The following is a 19,304-nucleotide window of genomic DNA, read 5'->3' on the forward strand; positions in this document are numbered from 1 at the left end:
GCCTCATTCAACACTTCACGCACTCTTTCAGGAGTGGTATAGAAAAGAGCAGAGTCACGCAGAAAAGTTAACTGCATACCCGCATCGCCTGTTCGGCGTGACTTAGAGCCATCCACCGATCATGACTGAGGTTGGTTGAAATAAATAATCAGACAGTCATTCGCCAGAATATCACTGGGATTTGACCCGAGGAACGAGGGGCAAATCCAAAGGGTAATCCGCTTTCAAGGTGGCACACCTTGCCGCCGGAGGCATTGCTTTTTGTGCTTTTATTTTTTGCCTGCCACCTAAACTAATAAACTGAGATTATTCCCCATGCCCACAGTCACCCCCTGCATTGGTATCATCCCGGCGCGCTTTGCCTCCTCCCGGTTCCCTGGGAAACCTTTGGCGCTTATCGCCGGAAAACCTATGTTCCAGCGCGTCTACGAACGGGCCTCAAGCTGCCCGGCTATCAGCCGTGTTGTCCTGGCCACGGACGATGCCCGCATTTACAAAGCCGCTGAAACCGTCGGCGTGCCCGTGGTCATGACCGCCACAGATCACCGCAGCGGCACCGACAGGGTTCTTGAAGCGGCCCGCGCCCTGAACGCCCCAGACGATGCCATCATCGTCAACATCCAAGGGGACGAGCCGGCCCTTGCACCGGAGATGCTCACCGAGCTGACCGCCCCCTTTTTCAGAGACCCGACCGTTCAGGTCACCACCCTGGCCACCCCCATCACCTCCGAAGAGGCCCAAAACCCCAATCGGGTCAAAGTGGTCATCGACAAAGCCCACCGCGCCCTCTACTTCTCCCGCGCCCCCATCCCCTACCCGAGAGATGGCCGCTTTGATGCCTACCTGGGCCACGTCGGTCTCTACGCCTTTCGCATGAAAACGCTGGAAATTTTCTCGACCCTTCCAGAGAGCACGCTGGAAACGGTGGAAAAACTTGAGCAGCTCAGACTCCTTGAGAACGGAATAGGAATCCATGTAGGCATTACCCATCACCACAGCATCGGGGTCGATCACCCCGATGATATTTGCCGGGTTGAACGCCTGATCAAAGAGACAGAATAAATCTCTGTGTCCCGCAGGAACCTCTTGGAAAAATGCCTCTATAAAATCAAAACCCAAGGAGCTTTGAGATGAGTACCCCCATCACACCCACCCCCGTCATCGCCATCATCGGCCTGGGTTATGTCGGCCTCCCCCTGGCCCTGGAATTTGGAAAACACTGCGAGACCATCGGATTTGACGTCAAAAAAGCTCTGGTAGACCACTGCACCAAAGGTGTGGATCCAACGGGTGAAATGGATGAAGGCCACTTCACATCGGCCGTTCACTTTACCGCCACGACAGACCCTGTAAGGATCGAAAACGCCGATTACATCATCATCGCCGTCCCCACCCCCATTGATGAGGCCCAACGCCCCGACCTGACCCCACTGATCTCCTCGTCGGAGACCGTGGGGCGTCACATGAAAAAAGGGGCCATCGTCATTTATGAGTCCACCGTGTTTCCCGGAGCCACAGAAGACATCTGTGTCCCCATTTTAGAAAAAGAGTCTGGGCTGAAATGGAAAGAGGGGTTCTTTGTGGGCTACTCTCCCGAGCGGATCAATCCGGGAGACAAAGAGCGCACCCTCACCACCATCATCAAAGTGGTGTCGGGAGACACCCCGAACACGAAGGATAAGGTCACAGCGCTTTACAGCACCATCATCACGGCCGGCGTTCATCCGACCACAACCATCAAAGAGGCAGAAGCGGCAAAAGTCATTGAAAACACCCAACGGGATCTGAATATCGCCCTGATCAATGAGCTGGCCATTATCTTCGACACCCTGGGCATTGACACCTTAAATGTCCTGGAAGCGGCCGGTTCAAAATGGAACTTTCTGCCCTTCCGGCCCGGGCTCGTGGGAGGACACTGCATTGGCGTGGATCCTTATTACCTGACCTACAAGGCTCAAATCGAGGGATACCACCCCGAGGTGATCCTGTCCGGCCGCAAACGCAACGACTCCATGGGCAAATACATTGCCCAGACGACGGTCAAACGCCTGATGAAAAGCGGATGTTTAAACAGCGACTCCTCCGTGGCCATCCTGGGGTTAACCTTCAAAGAGGATTGTTCAGACCTGCGCAACACACGGGTCGTCGATATCGTGGAAGAATTTCACTCTTACGGGATCAAAACCCAAGTGCACGATCCGCTGGCAGATCCCCTTGAGGCCAAACGCTATTACGGCATAGAGCTGACTGCTCTGGACGCCATTACCCAGGTCGATGCCATCGTTATCGCCACAGCCCACAAAGAGTATAAAGCCTTGCCACTGAAACTGCTGGCAAAAAAATTAAAACCCAAAGGCATCCTGATTGATGTCAAATCAATCCTGGACCCTGAAGAGGTCAAGCAATTGGGACTCGATTTCTGGAGGCTTTAATATCTCGGAAGCGCCTGTTTCAGACCCCTTGAACCGATCAAAAAAAAGTGAAACACACCATGGTTGAACCCCAGAGAGAAAAACCGACCCTCACCGTTGCGGTCATCGTCAAAAACGAAGCGGACAACCTGAAAGCCTGCCTCGAAACCGTTCATGGCTGGGTGGATGAGATTGTCATCCTCGATTCCGGCAGCACGGATGCGACAGAGCAGGTGGCAAGGCAATTTACCGACCATTTTTTTGTCAATGAGACGTGGCCTGGATTTGGCCCGCAGCGACAGCTGGCCCAGCAGCATGTCACCTCCGATTTTGTCCTCTGGCTGGATGCCGATGAACGCGTGACACCTGAACTGCGCACCAGCATTGAGGAGGCGGTTGCCGCCGACAACCCCTTGGCCGTGTACCGCATCTCCCGCTTAAGCTGGGTATTTGGACGCTATATCCGTCACTGCGGGTGGTACCCGGATCGGGTGGTGCGTCTCTACCCGACCCGGCTGACGCACTATGACGATTCGCTGGTCCACGAAAAAGTGGAAACCACCGACACCATGAGCGTTGAGGATCTTGAGGGAGACGCCATTCACTACACCTACAACGATTTACACCACTACCTGGTCAAATCAGCAGGGTACGCAAAGGCATGGTCAGAGCAACGTGAAAAGAAGGGTAAAAAAGGCAGTATCAGCCAGGGCATCAATCATGCCATCGGCTGTTTTCTGAAGATGTATATTCTCAAGGCAGGATTTCTGGACGGCAAACAGGGATTTTTGCTGTCCCTGCTCTCGGCGCACTCCACCTTCGTAAAATACGCCGATTTGTGGATCACGACAGGTACTGAGACGCCCAGGGAGTGATCACCGACAGAACCACCTCCACATCAATACGGCTCATATCCGTCTCTCCTTGAGCCCCACCCCCCTCGGGCGGACAAAATGAAAGATGCCGGCCTTCTGAATTAAGCGGCAGCCATCGAAGGGGGGTGGCAGAGCGCCTGCGCGGGAAAAATCCCACGGTGGGAACATCCAGGGCCCCGGCAATGTGCAGGGGGCCTGTGGAGCCGGCAATAAAGAGATCGGCACAGGCAATGGCGCATGTAAAGTCGATCAACCCCTCGTTCCTATCGTACAGGGCCACGTGGCGGCCCTTCGATTCAACCATAGATTGCAACCGCCGAGCGTTTGCTTCTTCACCCGGGCCGGCGGTTAACACCACCTCGCAATGGACATCCATCCCGACAATCAACGCCGCATATTGTTCCAGGGAGAGATTATTGGCAGACCCACCTGACCCCGCATGAACGTAAACCCATGGTTTTTCGTCATTTATCGAAAGCTGCTTGGCAAGCTTCTGCCGTTGTGCAGACAACTGATCCGCGGGCATCGTCAGATAAGGCGCCTGAACCTCGATGATGGGTTGCTCCCGTTCAGCGAGAAACGAACGGATCAGATCCAGATTGTACTGATACTCTGGCTTGAGCGATCGGGACCGCCGTTGTGTAATCCGGCGCGTATAGAAAATCTGAGCCAGCTTGGTCGCCGGCGCCAGGCGATATGGAATGCCCGCCCTCCAGACCACCAGGGCGTTGTACGATGTGGAGAACAGGTTGATCGAGGCATCGAAGCGATGCCCCCGGATCTCTTCGATCACCTTTTTTTGCTCAGATTTATCGGCCTTTTTAGTGGGATCGATGATCACGTCATCAATCCACGGACACAGACGTGCGAGTGCTGCCGTATACCGAGGGACCAATGCCACCACCCGGCAGTCAGGAAGGGATGTTTTGAGCATGGCAAAGCTTGGCCAGGCCAGCATGAAGTCACCGATTTTGTCGTTACGTATGACGAGGATTTTATTCATATGAAATTCCGGATATTTACATTATCTCTTGTAGAGTGAAGCGATACATTTTCGAGTATGATCTGCATCATCCTTTTTCTTTAGTACCCAAAAAAGATTTTTATTTAATAAAGTTTTTTGAGATAAATTAATTTTGTATTGTTTCCAAAATAACTTAATGGCAGGTTTATTTCGTCTCCATTTAATACAATTCCTAATGAAAGCATATGAAGAAAAGAGACAAATAAAAGGACAAAAGAAAGGTAAAAGAAAAATCGACGACTTGCTCTTTTGACATGGAACGCTTTCAATAAGTTCAAAGCCATTAATGGATGACATAGCTCTTAGACTCTGGGCGGTTGGAGTAAAAAGATGCCCGTAATAAATTCTTCCATCTCCCTCAGAATGCCAGATACTGTCAACCTCAGAAGGAGGCATATTCCGCAAAGTTTCCCCTTCATGTATGAGAGAAGTAAAACGCCCAACCAAACATGACCTATTCGGAATTGTAATAACTAAAAGCCCGCCAGGTTTCAGCAACCTGTTAAATTCTCGAAAAAGCTTCATGTGATCAGGTATATGTTCGACACCTTCCTGCGAAAGGATCATATCTGCTGTTTTATCATCCAGAGGTATACGATCCATCATATCTGCAAATTCTGATTTGATTCCTTTTGCTTTCATAAATGAAGGAAAAAGATCAAAGGCTATAACTTCAGCCCCCTTTTCTTTCATAATCGCACTTGACCGACCATCTCCAGCCGGAATATCTAAAACAATAGAGTTTTTTAAAAACTCCGATTTTTTAAGATAATCGGCAACATATATACTTACCCCTTCATATATAAATTCTTCCATTTTCATCTCCAAAAGCAATCATTAACATATAATTCAAGACGGTACAGAGAATAGACAAAATTTAATCATACAATAAAAGTTACGGACGCCTTGACAAAAAAATGACAACCGGCACTTCAGCGGGTTTTGAACAAGATGTCACAGCCTTTAAACTGGGGCAATTATATCTTTCCATGCACCGGAAATCGGTTGGCTTGTTTTCTGGAAGACCCTGTCTCCTTGCGGATACGTATTTTTGACCATACAAACCGGCCCGCATCACGAAAATTCCACACACAAAAAGATAAATACGCGTTTTTCTGGACATCTATATCTAATATGTTAAGCATTCATCCCAATCAACAGCATCCTTAACCTCGACAGCAGGATTTCCCACTGCGACTTTGTTTGATCCTATTTTCCTTGTTACCACTGAATGAAGCCCTATAATAGAATTACTGCCCACTGCCCCCCCCCTTTCAAAACAGCGACACCATCAGCAAGCCAGACATGGTCCCCAATAGATATGCTCTTGGCAGGATTAATTCGTCTTTTACCTTGGGTTATATTGTGTCCGTCGCTTGTCATAATCTTCACATTGCGCGAAAGAGATGTATTATTGCCGATTGTTATTGAGACACATTTTTCCCGTGATGACAGATAACAATTATCACCAATACGACAATTTTCACCAATAACTATCGAACAATCATTCCCATCAATTTCAAAATAAGTATCTCGGATATTGGCTGCGCCTTTTATTATCAAGCTGTTATTCTTTCCCTGTATGGAAATAAAGCAGCCTCTAACACGGGCTGTTTTATCAATACTCAAAGAATTATCACCTTTTACCCGCACTTTATTTCGGGCATAGACCAAAATAGAATTTAACATAATTTTCTCGCCCATTCAGGTAAATTTAAAGCTATAGCTAATTTATCAGAGGATACTCAGTAAACCCTTTTCGACTTCATTGCATTCGAATGAGTGCGATTCCCATCGAATCCATCCGGGCCTCACAACTGCAACTATAACTGCATGGGTAAGGGTTCACGCAATAATAAAACATACAAACACAGATCCGATGCAGATTGGGTATCCACATTATTCTTTTCACTGATACGTATCAACGGTAAGGAGGCCAATACCGGTAAACTGTATAATTACTTTTTACCGAGCCTCATCTATGCGCCATCACTTAATCCTGAATGGCTACCCGGTCAAACCCTCCAATACACCCACAACCTCTTGAAATTGGTTTTGCTCATTAAAAAGCTCAAGTGCTCTTTGCCGCCCCTGTTCCGCCAGCGACATACGGGCATCTGCATTTTCGATAAGATATTTAATCTTTGCGGCCAAGTCTCGACTGTTCAGGCTTTCAAACAATAACCCTGATTGATGATCCTCGATAATTTCAAGCGGCCCACCACAGTTGCTCCCGATAACGGGAACACCACACTGCATGGCTTCGATCAATACCAATCCAAAGGTCTCATTGTGGGTGGCCAGAACGATGGCATCGCACATCTGCATAAGTTCTTGGGCATGATTGACAAAACCTGTAAAGATAATGTCCTTTCCCAATTCATCGCGTTTGATCCCTGCCCTCACCTGTTCCAGATAATCAAGCGACATTGCATCACCGACAATAAGTGCTTTTACATCAACCCCATCGCTTTTCAGTTGCCTGATGGCATCAATCAACAGGTACTGCCCTTTACCTTCTTCAATGCGACCAACGATACCGACGACAAAAGAATGGCCCAGATTATAGCGTTTCCTTAGTGCAATTCTCTCCTCATCGGCAATAACCCGAGGCATTCCGGCTCCAATATAGTGCGTCTCCACTGTCGGCCTGATTTCCATGGGAATAAATGCTTCAAGCTGGGCTTGAACCGCCTTTGTGACGGCAATCATCATATCCAGATTTTTATACAAAAATCGGTGGTAAGGGTCGCCTTTAAATCGCGTCATGGCCATATGACGAGACTGGACCAACTTGGGGTTTCGCCGGGAAAAACATTTTGCCAACACCGCCACAGGGATATCCTTGGTCCAATGAATGTGAATCACATCAATTCCGTTCTCATCAATGATGCGGGCAATTTTTTTAGCGGCCGAAATTAAATAAATAATGGATGGTTTTTCCATTTCGATAAAATTCAGATTTTCTTCAGAAAAAGCATCCCTTAATCGGCCATTCTCATTTAGAACGCAAGTCACCCCCCCATTTTCATTCAAAAAAGATGCGAGCCTTTTAACATACAACTCCAACCCCCCCAAGGCAGGGGACAAACACAACTGCAGGATATTATGATTCATCAATTCAATCCTCCTACACTAAGGTCATGCAAGACAAAGGCGCCCATGCTCATTGTCGGCCATTTTCTGTGGCATTACACACTGCTTACGTAAATTATCCAAAGTCTCAATTCAGCCCTTTAAGCTCTCTTTCCCTATTCTTCAAGGCACTGAAGCTCATCCCGGAAAACAACACAAAATAGAAGGCAACCGAGCCATAAGAGGTCAACTGCATGTGAAAAAACTGCTTCACCAGGAAACCGCCTGATACCGAAAAAGCAGCCAACGCAACCCCTCGTTCAAGGCCAGAAACCGTCTGTATTTTTTTGAAAAAAAGCCACAGAAGGCCCCCAAACCCCATCAAAACGGAGATCAACGTAACAAGCCCTGACTCCACAAGTATCTGAATATAATTATTATGGAAACCGGCATGATACTTGTCCGCATAGTGGTACTTTTTTTTGTAATCGTCAGATTGCCGGGAGAAAAAATCTGCGTACTGTTTTTCAAGCCCCTTCACGCCGGACCCGAAAAAAAGCTGCTCTTTAGAAAAATCAATGCCCCCCCTCCAAAGATGAAGCCTTGCATTGTTCGAAGCGTTGGTTTTCAAATCAAAAATGGACACAACTTCACCCTTAACAAGGCTGTGCCCGGCTCCAACCAGAAGCCCCGCCACAACCATGGCGACAAAAAAGCAGATAACCATACGGGACCTCGACGCCAATACAAGCAACACAATCCCCACCACATAGCCCAGCCATGCGCCACGAATAGAGCACATCACCAGTTCCCAATGAAACAGAAACGCAAGCCCTAACAGAAACCAACGCCACTTCCCCGGGATCTCCCGCCACCCTTCAAGAAGAACAGCCAACAGGGCAAGGCACATGGTTAGGATCAAGGACGCGCTTCGATCCAGTTTGTAGTACCCTTTGAAATATCCGAAGTTCAGTTGCTGAGGATGCAACACCCCATACAGAGTCGCTATAAGCCCTGAAATAATGAGGCATGCCACCAGAACATACAGCTGCTTGCGGGACCGGACAAAAACCCCCATAAAAAAAGGGACAAACATAAATTTCATCCTGTTCAAAAACTCAAAAGGTGCCAGAGGCCCCCCATCGTTGGAAAACAGAGCGACGACCGCTCCGATGATCACAGGATAAATCAGATACTTCAGCCCCGAGACATCGTTTAAGACGCTTCGGCCATATATCACGACATAAATCAACGCACAAAGCAGCGCCAGCCCTCCGGTAATGTTTAAGGCTGCCTTGGAAAAAAAACTAACCAGAAAAAAAAAGCAGACAACAACAAAGCCAATACACGAGAACCAGAGCTCACAGCGGTTATCACACGAGCCTTCACGTAAACCGACTGGGAACAATGGGGTAAAAAAAGTCACATTAAACTCCCGAACATTTGATATGAGTGCCCTATGAATCAACAAACAAGGGGCTATTATTCCAGCATCACATCGTATAATACATTTCAGGTGATATCCAAAGCAGGCCCAATTTCCAAGATGGAAATACCATAGCAGCGGACAATCCACAAGCCATCAAAATCAAGGAATTTCTTGATTTAGTATATCAATAATGATATTTCGGCTTTCAATACACATGTTTTCCCAGCAGGCAAAAGCTACAGGGGTGTTTGGGGAACGCTCCCCCTACCATTTTTGCTTAAGTTTGGTCCATTTACTAAGTAACCCAATAATAACTCCCCATTGAAATATAGAAATGATAATATCCTACAATCACAAAAAAAAATTAATCTTGTTTTTTCGGTATGTTTTGGCCATACCCAAAACGCTTATTTTCAATTTTAGGTATTTTAAACTCCCAGTGGCTCTGAAGTTTCCGGTCATTGTTTCCCACAATACACGCTTCATTCACCTCGGCGGCCGTATAGAGATAGGCGTTATCAAACCGGGTATCGTACGCATAGGGTTTGGCAGTGTCGATACAATTGACTTTAAGTCAAGACGAACCCTCTTCATGCTTGACGGCACTCTCAGGTTCAGGGGCAAGGCCAAAATAGGCTATGGATCAGCCTTGAGCGTTACCGGAACCCTCGACATCGGGCACAACTTTCAAATTTCATCGGCGTCCACCATCATTTGCGCCGAGGCCATCACGATTGGAAACGACACGCTTCTCTCCTGGGATATCCTAATCATGGACACCGACCAACATACCATTTCTTGTCAGCTATCTGAGAAAAGGGTCAATCCTAATAAAAGGATCACCATTGGAGATCATGTATGGATCGGTGCACGATGCACGATTTTAAAAGGAAGCGTCATTCCCGGGAATACGGTGGTTGCATCAGCCACGCTGTTCTCCGGCAATACCTTCGATGAAGAGCACACGGCTATAGGTGGAACGCCCCCGGCAATCTTGAAAACAAACATCCAATGGCACGAATGAGGCACCATTTACCCCCTACGAGCGCACGAAAATCAATGAAAATTCTGATCGTCCAAACCAGCTTCCTTGGAGACACCATCCTCTCCACCCCGGTAATTGAGGGCATAAAAGCGCTCCACCCCGATGCCGAGCTCTGGATGATGACCACGCCCTTGTCCAGCCATCTTGTTAAACACGACCCCCTGCTTGCAGGGGTCATCCCCTTTGACAAGCGTGGGAGCGCCAAGGGCATCAAGGGTCTACGAGCCATGGCAGCCTCCCTCAGATCTATGGGCTTTCACCGGGTCTATTCCCTGCACCGATCCATCCGTACCAGCGTCATGCTGGCTCTGGCCGGCATTCCGGAACGAATCGGTTTCTCAAATGCCAAAGGGCGTTTTCTCTATCACCAGACCTTTCGGCGTAATCCAGAGGTCCACGATGTCCTGAGAAACCTTGCCATTCTCGAGGGTGAAACCGACGTGTCTGCATTAAATGTCGACATGCGCCTTTTTCCCCCACCAGACGATGACATTTCCGATGCGGTCAAAAAAGCCCTTCCGGCGGGTCCTTTTGCTCTCATGGTTCCGGGAAGCGCCTGGAAAACAAAAATGTGGCACTCCGAAGGATACCACAAGGTCGCGGAATCGCTTCTTGCCAGGGGCCTGTCTGTGGTGGTGGCCGGAGGCCCCGATGAAGCTGGTGCCTGCCGACGGGCGTCCGAAGGGATTCCTGCCGTGAACCTGGCCGGGCACACGAGCATCGGGGAGATGATCTGGCTCGCCAAGCAAGCGAAGGTTATCATATGTAACGACAGCATGGCCCTGCACATGGCCTCTGCTCTCAAGGTTCCCAACGTGGCGATTTTCTGCTCCACCACCCCGGCCTTCGGCTTCGGCCCTTGGAAAAACAGGGCCGTTGTGGTGGAAAAAGAGCTCCCCTGTCGGCCCTGTGGTCGCCACGGCAAACGGGAGTGTCCCAAGGGCACCGAAGCCTGCATGCGAGAGATCACCCCGGAACAGGTTCTCGCGGCTGTGGAACGCCTCCTTGAAGGAAACCTCCCATGAAGATCGGACCCTACACCCTCACAAGCCACCTGCCCCTCACACAGACCGAAGGCATTTACCTTACAGCCGCCCTTCCCGCCACCCTGATAAAAGGCCAAAAAACATTAGGGGGTCGGGGTGCCCTGCAGTTTATCGACGGGATTTCGGGGAAACATGTGGCCATCAAGCCATACTTACGGGGCGGGCTCGTGGGCAGGGTAAACCGGAGATACTATCTTGAACGGGGAAAAACCCGGGCTTTCAAAGAATACGAGCTCCTGGTCAAACTATCCGGGACAGAGGTCAAAACCCCGACCCCACTGGGCGTCATTGAATCGGGGCGTTTTATTCGCTGCTGCTGGCTTCTCATGGAGACCCTCCCCCATGATCACACCCTGGCCACCGCGCCCCTGACCCCACAAGAGCAAGATATCCTCTTTTCGAAACTCGCCCCACAGATGAGTGCCCTTCTTGACCGAGGTCTCCACCACGTAGATCTCCACCCGGGAAATATCATTGTCACGAAAGAAGGCCACCCCGTCCTCATCGACTTTGACAAAGCCCGGGAGGGCATAAACAACCGAAAAGCCCTTTCCACCCTCTATGTAAAGCGCTGGATCCGAGCCGTCAAAAAGCACCGCCTGCCCGATGCCTTGAGTGAAAGCTTTGTCCGAATGATGAAAAGTCTCTAAGGTTGCAAGAAAAATATAAAAGTACAAAAAGCAATGCCTCCGGCGGCAAGGTGAGCCACCTTGAAAGCAGGTATGATTATTTATTTCCAGCCGCCTGAGAACATAGAGGAATGAAATCGACAGGGAACAAATAGCAAAAATATGCCCCATCCAAGGCATCACGGCAGCACCCGCAGCTTATGCGCTTGCGGCGTACGATGCACCCCCTCACCCGTAACGCGAATGCGGACGCGAGGCGCCCAGAAGACCGACAGCCTTAGAGCATTCGCAAACCCGCTTTCAAGGTGGCCCCACCTTGCCGCCGGAGGCTTCTTTTGGAGCTGAATAGTTACATTTTTTTTAACTTCGCCCCTTACGTCCGCCCCGCCTGCCCTACGTATCGTTCCAGCGCCAGGTCGATCTTTTCGATCACATCCTCAACGGAGATGTACTCCATGCGCCCTGTTTTAAAATAGCGTTTGGCGCTGTTTTCGGCCTGGGTTTCGGTAAACCGATCAATGAGAAGGTCCTGAAACCGGCGATACGGCCCGCAGCGCCGGGGATTCGAGTACCCGAAAAGGCTCACGGTGGGCACATTAAGGGCCACGGCCATATGCAGGGGACCGGTATCGGGAGAGACCACCACAAGGGAACCGGAGAGCACCTTGAGCAGGTCTCGAATCCCGTTCTGAAGGGCGATGACCGGCGTATGTTCTGAGAGACGGCTGATCTCATCGGCCAGCTCTTTTTCACGCGGGCTGGGCCCACCGGTCAGAACCGGCACCAGCCCTTTTCGAGCCACGTGATCCACCGCCCGGGCATACCGTTCGGCGGGCCAGTCTTTATCGGGGCTGGAGGAAGCCACCACAAAGGTAACGGCCGGTGCAGCGAACTTGCCGAAAAACGCGGCTCGCGCCGCCACCTCCTCTTCTGTAAACCCGAAGTTCCACGCCACGGGGTAATCCGTCACCCCAAGATATTCCACAAACTCAAAGAACTGATCCTGGACATGGCCCGGCGTTTTTTTCGGGATCCGGCGATTGGAAAAGAGCCACTGGCACTCCCGGCATCGTGCCATGTCAAATCCGAGCTTGATCCGCCCCTTGATCAGGGTGGAGATAGCGCTGGCCTTGATGCTCACCTGAAGCATGAGCACCACATCGTAGACCTCGCCTTTAAAGCGCTGCCTCAGGGCCTTCCAGTGATCCCGGCCCCCTTTGCGGTCAAAGAGCACGTAATGATCCGCCACCCCCTGGTGCTTAACCATCTCATAAGCCAGGGGCTGAAGCACCCAGGTAATCTCCGCATCGGGGTAGCCGTGGCGCAGGGCACCCATCATGGCCATGGCATGAACCACATCCCCCAAGGCCGAGGTCCGAATCACAAGAATCTTTCTGGCTGGAATTATCCCCATCCCCTATTCCTTACATAAATTTTATAAAAAAAAGCCTCCGGCAGCAAGGCGTGCCACCTTGAAATCAGGTTTGCAGATGCGCTTTGGTTTGATGTAAATCTGAGATAGCCACCAAGACCTGTTTGTTCAACTTTTCAAAAATTTAACCCCCGGCAGGGCCGCGAAGGCACAAGCTGAATAGTTACATTCGCTTAACAAGCGAAAAAGCCACGCAACCGTCCCCCTGTACACAGGGAAAATCCCCTTTCACTGCCAGGCAACGCTGTGATATGACTTAACGCATAAAAACGGCCCCTCATACAAACCCACGCCAGGCGACCCATGCCGTCATAACCCAAACAACGACTCTGTGATACCATGACCCGATATAAAGAGATAGACATTACCAAGGTCCGAACCTACTCCGCCACCCAGCGCCCCTCCAAGGTGACCACCGCCCTTGAAGGGACACCGTCTGAGGCTGGCATCCCCATGGCCCAGTTCTTTAAGAACCTGCCATCCATCCTCAAAGCCGATGACCTGCTCGCCGTGGCCCGCGCCGTGGTAGCTGCCAAGGCAAAGGGCAAACCCGTCATGGCCATGATCGGTGGCCACGTTATCAAGACAGGCTGCTCACCCATCCTGGCAGACCTGGCCCAAAAAGGATTCATCACCCACTTCGGCTCCAACGGAGCGGCAGGCATCCACGACACCGAGCTCGCCCGTTTCGGGCACACCTCCGAAGATGTGGCCACCCAACTTGAAGACGGCTCCTTTGGCATGGCCGAAGACACGGCCGCCCTGGTGAACAAGGCTGCTGTCAGAGCGGCGGCAGGAACCGAAGGCTTCGGACAGGCCGTGGGCGCCCTCCTCATCGAAGAAGACGCCCCCCACAGAGGACGCGCCTTGCTGGCACGGGCCTTTGAGCTGGAGATCCCCTACACCCTCCATGTGGCCATAGGCACCGACATCGTTCACCAGCACCCCACAGCCAAAGGAGCCGCCATCGGCGAAGCCTCCTTGAGAGATTTTCGTATTTTCGCCCACAGCGTCTCCGGACTCGGAGATGGCGGCGTGGTGCTCAATTTCGGCAGCGCAGTCATTATGCCCGAGGTCTTTTTAAAGGCCCTGGCCGTGGCCCGAAACCTCGGCCACAAGGTCACCCACTTCACCACGGCCAACTTCGACATGATCCAGCACTACCGCCCCCATGTCAACGTGGTCTCACGCCCCGTCATGCCCGGAGGCAAGGGCTACGCCATCACCGGCCACCACGAGATCATGATTCCCCTTCTCGCCTCGGCCATCATGGAAGTCGAAGCGGGAAACCTTTAGCAACCTTGCCTCCGGCGGCAAGGTGAGCCACCTTGAAAGCAGGTTGCCGCAGCGTTTTAACCCTCGTTCCTCGGGTCAAATCACAGCGGCATTATTATGAAATTTGGGCATTTATTTTTTGCCTGAGCCCTAAGCTGAACCGTGACAGCAAAGAAAGCGATAAATCATGCAAATCCAAATCGATACCTTCAGCAGCGCCCGCGTCCTTGTCGTCGGCGATATCATGCTGGACCGATATATCTGGGGAGAGGTGGAGCGCATCTCCCCGGAAGCCCCGGTGCCCGTGGTAAAAACGGGCGAGACCTCAGAAATCATGGGCGGAGCCGGCAACGTGGCGGCCAACCTGGCTGGCCTCGGCTGCCAGGTGACACTCGTGGGCCTTCTCGGCGATGACGAGACGGGCCGGCGACTGTCCTGGCTGGCCGAAGACATGGGCATTACCACCCAACTCATGGCGTCAGAGGGCCGTCCCACCACCACCAAAACCCGCATCATGGCCCAGAAGCAACAGCTCTTCCGGCTGGACAGCGAGGTGGTCGCCCCCCTCTCCAAAATTGATGAGGCTCAACTGGTGGCCACCTGCGAAGCGGCCATGGCAAAAACCGACGCCCTGATCCTCTCCGATTACGGCAAAGGGATGATGCAAACCGAGGGCTTCTGCCAGCAACTCATCCGCATGGCAGAAGCCAGCGGAGTGTCCGTTTTTGTCGATCCCAAAGGGAGCGACTGGGACCGTTACCACGGCGCCACCTGCATCACCCCCAACACCAGCGAGCTGGAATTGGTCCTCGGCCACCGACTGGACCAGGGAGAAACGGCGGTCGCAGACCAGGTAGAGGAGACCCGCACCACCTACGGCCTCTCCCACCTCCTCCTCACCCGAGGGGCTGATGGCATGTGCCTTAAAGGAGAAGCAGAAGCGGCCCTTTTCATCCCCACAGAAGCCCGGGAAGTCTTTGATGTCTCCGGAGCCGGTGACACCGTCATCGCCACCCTGGCCGCCTCCGTGGCCGCCGGGATCCCCTTTGGGGCCGCCGCCCGGCTGGCCAATGCCGCAGCCGGCATTGTGGTGGGAAAACTGGGCACACGCCCCGTCACCATCGGCGAGCTGAAACAGATCGAGAGCGACAAAAAAAGGCCTGATTTCATCAAGACCTGTGACCGTGCCACCGCCGCCCACAAGGTGGCTCAATGGCAGGAAAACGGCGACGAGGTCATTTTTACCAACGGCTGCTTTGACCTTCTCCACCCCGGCCATGTCGACATCCTCTACAAAGCCCGAAACCTGGGAGACCGACTGGTGGTAGGGCTCAACAGCGACGCCTCGGTGCGCAGACTCAAAGGCGAACGGCGCCCCATCCTCAAAGAAGAGGACCGCGGAGCCATCTTAAGCGCCCTCTCCTCCGTGGATCTTGTGGTCATTTTCGACGAAGACACCCCCATTGAACTGATCCGGGCCGTCAGGCCGGATATTCTGGTCAAAGGGGCCGACTACAAACCCCACGAAGTGGTGGGCAAAGAGGTGGTGGAGAGCTACGGCGGTCGCGTGGCCCTGGTCCCCCTCATCGAAGGTCACAGCACCACGGGCATCGAGCAGCGCATCCTCAATCAGTCATAAAAAAAGGGCGACACGCCCCGGCGTGTCGCCCTTTTCCAAATTGCCTCCGTCAGCAAGGTAAGGCTACCTTGAATGCGGGTTTGCGAATGCTCTCCGGCTGTGGGTACTCTGAGCACCTCGCGTCCGCATTCGCGTGAAGGGTCAGGGAGCGACTCCGGCCACAGGCTTTCACCCGCCCGGTAAATCGCTTCCCTTCATAATCCGCCACCATCCCAAGCCCTGCCAGGCCTGAACAAGGCGACCGGCCTCGTCGGGGTCCGGAGCAAGGGTCCCCGCCCCAAAGGGAAGTGTCTCTACCTTTCCCTCAGAGATCATGGCCCCAGGTGTCACCATCATTCCACGGCCAATCCCCATCTGCACCCTCTTTGAATCTAAAATATTGGATCCCAGGCTATAATAGGTTTGCCCTTCCGGGGCGGCCAGCTCAAACAGGGTCGGCATGATGTCCATATGACTGCCCGCCATCTGCTCAGGAATCTCAACCCCCTCAAGCACTTTTTTACCATAAAGGACGAGGGGAACACTGGTACGCTCATAAAGTGAGGGGTGTTCGTTTAAAAATCTTCGAGACCAATGGTCACCGGTGATGGCAAACAAGGCGTTGGGAAACCGTTTTTCCGCCTCCGTCACAAACCGGCCCACTTCGTGATCCGAATACCAAAGGTGCCCAAGCACATCGAGAGAGACCTGGCCGTCATAGGCCTCTTTAAGATCTTGCGGGATCTCTTTGAGGTTAAACCCTTTGCCGTAAACATCCAAGTCGTAGGGCGGATGGTAGGAGGTGGACATAATAAAGTTGAACGAAGGGGTCTCCTTGTCCAGCTGCTTCAGGATAAAATCGAAGAGGAGTTCGTCATCCACCCCCCACTCATTGCCTTTGAGCCAATCCCCCATATGGTTACCGCCATACCTGTGCTCAAATCCCTGGTTCCTGGAAAAATCATCCAGACGCTGCCAGGAGAGGTACCCCCCGTAAAACAGGTTCGTCTCATAGCCCAAGCCCTTAAACTGAGGGGCCAGGGATGTGGGAAAGGGGGCTTGGGCCGAAGGTTGGTAATTGGTGATGACCCCCACATCCGGCAAGCCTGTCATAATGGCGGCCAGGGAGATCATGGTCCCGTAAGAAGCCGACAGAAAACTGTCCACCTGGACCCCTTCGCGCCCGAGCCTGGCCATCTCCGGCATCAGCTCCATCGACTGATACCGCTCCATCATCGGCCAGTTGTCCATGCTCTCCATGACGATAAAAAAGATATGCTGCGGCCGATTCTCAGCAATCCCCTGACTGGTCCTTTGCATGGCGTCATCCAGGTTATGAAACCCGGTGCGTCCGAACACCCTTTCGGCAGCGCCGACAATATCCCCCCCCGGAAGCAGGGTTTCAAGCCCTGAGACCCCCGACAGCCGAGAGTGGTGTTTGATGGCATACCGAAGGGCTGACCAGGGGTTTAACACCATGCGATTCAAAAAAGAGTCCCGGGTAACCCCCGCATCCTTCAGCTGAACAGGGCGATGGGCCACCGAACCCCGTGCGGAAAAGGTCATCAGGCAAAGCACCAGGGTCGTGGCAACCACCTTCATGGGAATCGAGCGCCCCAGGCGATGGAGCCAGACCTCCGAAGCAATGGGGGTTTCAATGGCCTTTAAAGCCAACTTAGAGCTCAAAAAATAAAAACACACGGCCACAAAAGCGATGGTCACCACAGGGTAAGTGCTCCAGGCCGACTTGATGACCGCTCCAAAATCATCATAAATCGCTCCGAAAACCCACTGATTGAAGGTGTCCTTGTATTCGGTGACAAACATATAGTTCGCTGAAAAAATGATGGCATTCAAGAGGAGCATTAACCGTGCCGTCCAATTTCTGAGGCCGGTGGAGAACCTTTGCAGGTCAAATACCCCGCAGGACAGAGAGGCGAGCAGGGAGGGGATCAGAGAGAGCATGGACACCCGTGCGTCAAAACGGATCCCGCTGAAAAAAGCGAGGCCATAATCGGCCGAGCTCACACTCTCCGCAATGGCGGACCGAAAGACAAAAACAATAAAAAAACGGTACAGCTGAAGGGACAGGATCAAAAAAAAGAGCAACTTCAGATCTTTCTGCAACTCAACAAAGAATCGGCTCCAGGACGGACGCACGAGCCCACGGTATGTCATAATAAACCCCAAAAAAAGTTAAACACGCCGAAGCCCTGCCCTCACCCACAGGGTGAACAATCATAACATCGGCATAAATGGTTCGCACCAGATTATACAACCCTTTGCTATTAGTCTATTTCATGTAAAAATTAAAGCCTATTTTCCCCCCTTGACTTTCCCTTCCATAGAATCCTAACCTAACTAACGTTAGCCCGAATATTTCACGAGTCGAGTGCACCCATATTCAAGGCATCAGTGCTGCAGATCTATTGGTTTACCTCAAAGCTCTGATAACGCAGAAGATGGGTGCACTCGGCTCGCCCGAAGGGTGAGAAAGGCGAGCAGAAAACGGTGAAATACATTTTGCATTTTTGAGACGCCTATTCCTTTCTTGATAACCCGCTGTAATAAAATACCATTATTTTGGCATGGCCGTTTTCTCATGAAATATCCGGGTTAAGTCACTCATGATACTGAGCCCAAGGAGCCACACCCATGAGCAGCTCACACATCGCCTCGCGCAAAACCATTATTTTTCGAGAAGCCGCACGCCTCTTCCGTGAAAAAGGCTACAGCGGATCCACCCTCCGTGAGCTCGCAAAACGCGCCGGGGTCAAAGGCGGCAGCATCTACCACCATTTCAACTCCAAGCAGGAGATCCTCTTTATGATTATGGAGGACACCATGGTCAACCTCATAACTCGCGTCTCCCGGGAGATCGAGGAGGTGACCAGCCCCCGAGAAAAATTACGAAAGGCCATTCGCGCTCATGTGGCGTTTCACGCCATGGATGCTGATGAGACCTACGTTTCCGACGCGGAGCTCCGAAGTCTTGACCTAACCAACTACAAAAAAATTGTCGGCATGCGGGATCAGTACGAGGGCATCTACAAAAAAATGCTTCAGGAAGGTATCGATACAGAGGAACTGGAAATTGATAACGTCACTCTCTCCTCACGGGCTCTGCTCCAGATGTGCACCGGCATCTCCTACTGGTACACACCGGAAGGGCCTCTGACCATTCAGGAGATCGCCGACAACTATGTCGACCTCTTTTTTCATGGGGTCTGCAGGAAACAGGGCCGGTAAAACACGACATGGCCAGCGAAGGGCCAAATGAATGCCCCTTGTCTCTGGATACGTCATCCCACCTGCTTTTCAATATCAAATATCTTAAGCGCCCGGCCATGAGCTGTTCTATCGTGGGACAGAGTCGACGACTTTTTGACGAAGCCTTCAAAAAAAGTGCCGGAAGAGAGCCGCTCCCACACGAACTCTCCTCCGG

16 protein-coding genes are annotated in these 19,304 nt (G+C 51.8%); 9 read left to right on the forward strand and 7 right to left on the reverse strand.

From position 1 onward, the window contains the following. Positions 1–315: 315 nt before the first annotated feature. From kdsB to Q1Q75_RS07610, 3 genes are all read left to right on the forward strand, one after another. Positions 316–1,062 carry a 3-deoxy-manno-octulosonate cytidylyltransferase gene (gene kdsB / locus Q1Q75_RS07600; RefSeq protein ID WP_300668847.1) on the forward strand — a complete coding sequence of 249 codons (747 nt, stop codon included), beginning with the start codon at positions 316–318 and terminating at the stop codon, positions 1,060–1,062. Between the two features lie 68 nt (positions 1,063–1,130). Continuing rightward, entirely contained in the window at positions 1,131–2,432 is a 1,302-nt protein-coding gene (locus tag Q1Q75_RS07605; RefSeq protein ID WP_300668850.1) for a nucleotide sugar dehydrogenase, read from the forward strand. Between the two features lie 59 nt (positions 2,433–2,491). After that, positions 2,492–3,286, forward strand: a complete 795-nt coding sequence (locus Q1Q75_RS07610; RefSeq protein WP_300668852.1) for a glycosyltransferase family 2 protein — start codon at positions 2,492–2,494, stop codon at positions 3,284–3,286. Here Q1Q75_RS07610 and Q1Q75_RS07615 read toward each other — a convergent pair. The 5 genes from Q1Q75_RS07615 to Q1Q75_RS07635 all read right to left on the reverse strand — a co-directional run bounded on the left by Q1Q75_RS07615 (position 3,255) and on the right by Q1Q75_RS07635 (position 8,481). Continuing rightward, positions 3,255–4,289 (reverse strand): glycosyltransferase family 9 protein, encoded by a 1,035-nt coding sequence (locus Q1Q75_RS07615; protein WP_300668855.1) that lies wholly within the window; start codon positions 4,287–4,289, stop codon positions 3,255–3,257. The two genes, Q1Q75_RS07610 and Q1Q75_RS07615, sit on opposite strands and share 32 nt — an antisense overlap. A 21-nt stretch (positions 4,290–4,310) precedes the next feature. Continuing rightward, positions 4,311–5,126 (reverse strand): bifunctional 2-polyprenyl-6-hydroxyphenol methylase/3-demethylubiquinol 3-O-methyltransferase UbiG, encoded by an 816-nt coding sequence (locus tag Q1Q75_RS07620; RefSeq protein WP_300668858.1) that lies wholly within the window; start codon positions 5,124–5,126, stop codon positions 4,311–4,313. Between the two features lie 423 nt (positions 5,127–5,549). Beyond that, positions 5,550–5,999: a hypothetical protein gene (locus Q1Q75_RS07625; RefSeq protein ID WP_300668860.1), complete on the reverse strand. Its 450-nt coding sequence runs from the start codon at positions 5,997–5,999 to the stop codon at positions 5,550–5,552. A gap of 318 nt (positions 6,000–6,317) precedes the next feature. Beyond that, the gene (locus tag Q1Q75_RS07630) at positions 6,318–7,427 is read right to left on the reverse strand and encodes a glycosyltransferase family 4 protein (RefSeq protein ID WP_300668863.1); all 1,110 of its coding nucleotides are present in this window, start codon (positions 7,425–7,427) and stop codon (positions 6,318–6,320) included. A gap of 106 nt (positions 7,428–7,533) precedes the next feature. Continuing rightward, entirely contained in the window at positions 7,534–8,481 is a 948-nt protein-coding gene (locus tag Q1Q75_RS07635) for an O-antigen ligase family protein (protein WP_300668866.1), read from the reverse strand. A gap of 667 nt (positions 8,482–9,148) precedes the next feature. Here Q1Q75_RS07635 and Q1Q75_RS07640 point away from each other — a divergent pair. From Q1Q75_RS07640 to Q1Q75_RS07650, 3 genes are read left to right on the forward strand one after another with little or no spacing between them, the layout of a single operon-like run. Continuing rightward, complete coding sequence (locus Q1Q75_RS07640; protein ID WP_300668868.1) at positions 9,149–9,838, forward strand: hypothetical protein; 690 nt, start codon at positions 9,149–9,151, stop codon at positions 9,836–9,838. Between the two features lie 35 nt (positions 9,839–9,873). Next, the gene (locus Q1Q75_RS07645; RefSeq protein WP_300668872.1) at positions 9,874–10,884 is read left to right on the forward strand and encodes a glycosyltransferase family 9 protein; all 1,011 of its coding nucleotides are present in this window, start codon (positions 9,874–9,876) and stop codon (positions 10,882–10,884) included. Beyond that, a complete protein-coding gene (locus Q1Q75_RS07650) occupies positions 10,881–11,555 on the forward strand; it encodes a lipopolysaccharide kinase InaA family protein (protein ID WP_300668874.1) in 675 nt (224 codons plus the stop codon). Before Q1Q75_RS07645 ends, Q1Q75_RS07650 begins: the two co-directional genes overlap by 4 nt. 352 nt (positions 11,556–11,907) lie before the next feature. Here Q1Q75_RS07650 and Q1Q75_RS07655 read toward each other — a convergent pair whose 3' ends face one another. After that, positions 11,908–12,948, reverse strand: coding sequence for a glycosyltransferase family 9 protein (locus tag Q1Q75_RS07655; RefSeq protein WP_300668876.1), 1,041 nt, complete (start codon positions 12,946–12,948; stop codon positions 11,908–11,910). Between the two features lie 357 nt (positions 12,949–13,305). On the opposite strand from Q1Q75_RS07655, the gene Q1Q75_RS07660 reads away from it, so the two are divergent. Continuing rightward, entirely contained in the window at positions 13,306–14,262 is a 957-nt protein-coding gene (locus Q1Q75_RS07660; protein WP_300668878.1) for a hypothetical protein, read from the forward strand. Positions 14,263–14,428: 166 nt separating this feature from the next. Continuing rightward, positions 14,429–15,880, forward strand: coding sequence for a bifunctional D-glycero-beta-D-manno-heptose-7-phosphate kinase/D-glycero-beta-D-manno-heptose 1-phosphate adenylyltransferase HldE (gene hldE / locus Q1Q75_RS07665; RefSeq protein ID WP_300668880.1), 1,452 nt, complete (start codon positions 14,429–14,431; stop codon positions 15,878–15,880). Positions 15,881–16,048: 168 nt separating this feature from the next. Here hldE and Q1Q75_RS07670 read toward each other — a convergent pair whose 3' ends face one another. Continuing rightward, on the reverse strand, positions 16,049–18,037 hold the full coding sequence (locus Q1Q75_RS07670; RefSeq protein ID WP_300668883.1) for an LTA synthase family protein: 1,989 nt from the start codon (positions 18,035–18,037) through the stop codon (positions 16,049–16,051). Between the two features lie 477 nt (positions 18,038–18,514). On the opposite strand from Q1Q75_RS07670, the gene Q1Q75_RS07675 reads away from it, so the two are divergent. Next, positions 18,515–19,108 (forward strand): TetR/AcrR family transcriptional regulator, encoded by a 594-nt coding sequence (locus Q1Q75_RS07675; protein WP_300668885.1) that lies wholly within the window; start codon positions 18,515–18,517, stop codon positions 19,106–19,108. The last annotated feature ends 196 nt before the right edge of the window (positions 19,109–19,304 follow it).

This window comes from Desulfoluna sp. (assembly GCF_030145185.1).
Lineage (GTDB): Bacteria > Desulfobacterota > Desulfobacteria > Desulfobacterales > Desulfolunaceae > Desulfoluna.

Bases quoted from the DNA above. Each gene is read 5' to 3' on its own strand.
- Q1Q75_RS07630 (WP_300668863.1), bottom strand. From the start codon at position 7,427: ATGAATCATAATATCCTGCAGTTGTGTTTGTCCCCTGCCTTGGGGGGG.
- Q1Q75_RS07645 (WP_300668872.1), top strand. From the start codon at position 9,874: ATGAAAATTCTGATCGTCCAAACCAGCTTCCTTGGAGACACCATCCTC.
- Q1Q75_RS07650 (WP_300668874.1), top strand. From the start codon at position 10,881: ATGAAGATCGGACCCTACACCCTCACAAGCCACCTGCCCCTCACACAG.
- Q1Q75_RS07655 (WP_300668876.1), bottom strand. From the start codon at position 12,948: ATGGGGATAATTCCAGCCAGAAAGATTCTTGTGATTCGGACCTCGGCC.
- Q1Q75_RS07615 (WP_300668855.1), bottom strand. From the start codon at position 4,289: ATGAATAAAATCCTCGTCATACGTAACGACAAAATCGGTGACTTCATG.
- kdsB (WP_300668847.1), top strand. From the start codon at position 316: ATGCCCACAGTCACCCCCTGCATTGGTATCATCCCGGCGCGCTTTGCC.
- Q1Q75_RS07635 (WP_300668866.1), bottom strand. From the start codon at position 8,481: ATGTTTGTCCCTTTTTTTATGGGGGTTTTTGTCCGGTCCCGCAAGCAG.
- Q1Q75_RS07605 (WP_300668850.1), top strand. From the start codon at position 1,131: ATGAGTACCCCCATCACACCCACCCCCGTCATCGCCATCATCGGCCTG.
- Q1Q75_RS07660 (WP_300668878.1), top strand. From the start codon at position 13,306: ATGACCCGATATAAAGAGATAGACATTACCAAGGTCCGAACCTACTCC.
- Q1Q75_RS07610 (WP_300668852.1), top strand. From the start codon at position 2,492: ATGGTTGAACCCCAGAGAGAAAAACCGACCCTCACCGTTGCGGTCATC.
- Q1Q75_RS07640 (WP_300668868.1), top strand. From the start codon at position 9,149: ATGATAATATCCTACAATCACAAAAAAAAATTAATCTTGTTTTTTCGG.
- hldE (WP_300668880.1), top strand. From the start codon at position 14,429: ATGCAAATCCAAATCGATACCTTCAGCAGCGCCCGCGTCCTTGTCGTC.
- Q1Q75_RS07670 (WP_300668883.1), bottom strand. From the start codon at position 18,037: ATGACATACCGTGGGCTCGTGCGTCCGTCCTGGAGCCGATTCTTTGTT.
- Q1Q75_RS07675 (WP_300668885.1), top strand. From the start codon at position 18,515: ATGAGCAGCTCACACATCGCCTCGCGCAAAACCATTATTTTTCGAGAA.
- Q1Q75_RS07620 (WP_300668858.1), bottom strand. From the start codon at position 5,126: ATGGAAGAATTTATATATGAAGGGGTAAGTATATATGTTGCCGATTAT.
- Q1Q75_RS07625 (WP_300668860.1), bottom strand. From the start codon at position 5,999: ATGTTAAATTCTATTTTGGTCTATGCCCGAAATAAAGTGCGGGTAAAA.